1 protein-coding gene is annotated in these 1583 nt (G+C 70.1%); it reads left to right on the top strand.

Annotated elements, in window-relative coordinates:
- Positions 1-276: 276 nt before the first annotated feature.
- Positions 277-1548: an IS30 family transposase gene (locus M8330_RS21620; RefSeq protein ID WP_250829035.1), complete on the top strand. Its 1272-nt coding sequence runs from the start codon at positions 277-279 to the stop codon at positions 1546-1548.
- Positions 1549-1583 lie beyond the last annotated feature (35 nt).

The following is a 1583-nucleotide window of genomic DNA, read 5'->3' as shown; positions in this document are numbered from 1 at the left end:
GGCGGGTTCTATCGATCCCCGCAACACCTCGACTTTCGAGGGGTTGTGGGGATCGTGGTTTCTGCGGAGGTGAAGGCGGAGTTCTTCGGGGCTCTGGATCGTCTTGAGGGCAACGTGAGCGCGGCGGCGAGGGCGGTCGGTGTGAGTCGGCACGCCGCTGCTGGGTGGGCTCGTCAGGCGGGTGTGCGGGGCCGTGGGAAGTCACCGGCGAAGGGGACCAGGCGCCGGCCGCCGCATCCTCGCCGTGGCGAGTACGACCAGCTCCGTGCCCAGGGGGTGCCTCGTGCACGAGCGGCCGCGGCCGTCGGTGTGCATGTGCGGACCGCGCGGGACTGGGACAAGGGCATCCGACACGTCGGCAACGCGCGCCTGTATCCCGACGGGCGACTGGTCGACTACAACTCCGGCATGACCAGCCACGTCGCCGTCGTCCTCGCCGGGTCTGGCTCGCCCTCGATGCCAGCTCCCGAAGTGTCATGGGCGGTGCCTCTGGCGGTGGTGGAGAAGCCGCTGCACGGCCGGTACCTCACGCTGGTCGAGCGTGAGCAGATCGCCGACTGGCACCACGCGGGTGCCTCGTTGCGTGAGATCGGGCGGCGGCTGGGCCGGGCCCCGTCCACGATCAAACGCGAGCTCGACGCCCGCACGCCGGACGCTGGGACAGCCCACGGCTCGCGGGGCTCGCGTGGCTCGCGTGGGTATGAGCCGCACGCGGCTCAGCGGGCGTGGGCAGCGTCGCGGGCACGCCCCAAGGCCAGCAAGCTCGCAGCCGAAGGCCCGCTGCGGGACTTCGTGACCGCGGGGCTGTCCCAGCAGTGGTCACCGGAGCAGATCTGCCACGCTCTGGTCGAGCAGTACCCCCACGACGAGAGCATGCGGGTGAGCACGGAGACGATCTACCAGGCCATCTACCTCCAGGCCCGGGGCGGGCTGCGCCGCGAGGTCGCCTCCGCCCTGCGGACCGGGCGGACCCGTCGGGTCTCGCACCGCTCACCCCAGGAGCGGACCAGCCGCGCTTCGAGGTTCATCGACCCGATGGTGATGATCAGCGAGCGTCCCGCCGAGGTCGCTGACCGTGCCGTCCCGGGACACTGGGAGGGCGACCTGATCATGGGTGCCGGCAACAACAGCGCGATCGTGACGCTGGTCGAACGCACCACCCGGTACGTGATGCTCGGACACCTGCCCGGCGGTCACACCGCCGAGGAGGTCCGCGACGTCCTGGTACCGCTGATCCAGACGCTGCCCCAGCACCTGCGTGGGTCGCTGACCTGGGACCAGGGCACCGAGATGGCCGCCCACCGGCAGTTCAGCGTCGCTACCGGGGTCCCGGTGTACTTCTGTGACCCCCACTCGCCCTGGCAGCGGGGCAGCAACGAGAACACCAACGGGCTGCTGCGCCAGTACTTCCCCAAGGGCACCGACCTCTCGGTCCACGCACCCGAGGACCTCGAGCACGTCGCGCAGCTCCTCAACGGACGACCACGCAAAACGCTCGGCTGGAAGAACCCAGCCGAGCGTCTGCGTGATCTACTCACCGCCAGCTAACAACAACGGTGTTGCGAGGACCGCTTGAATCCGCC

The organism is Nocardioides bruguierae, assembly GCF_023656415.1.
Taxonomy (GTDB): Bacteria; Actinomycetota; Actinomycetes; order Propionibacteriales; family Nocardioidaceae; genus Nocardioides; species Nocardioides bruguierae.
The sequence above is the reverse complement of the archived record's forward strand: the minus strand, read 5'-3'. Positions and strand labels throughout refer to the sequence as shown.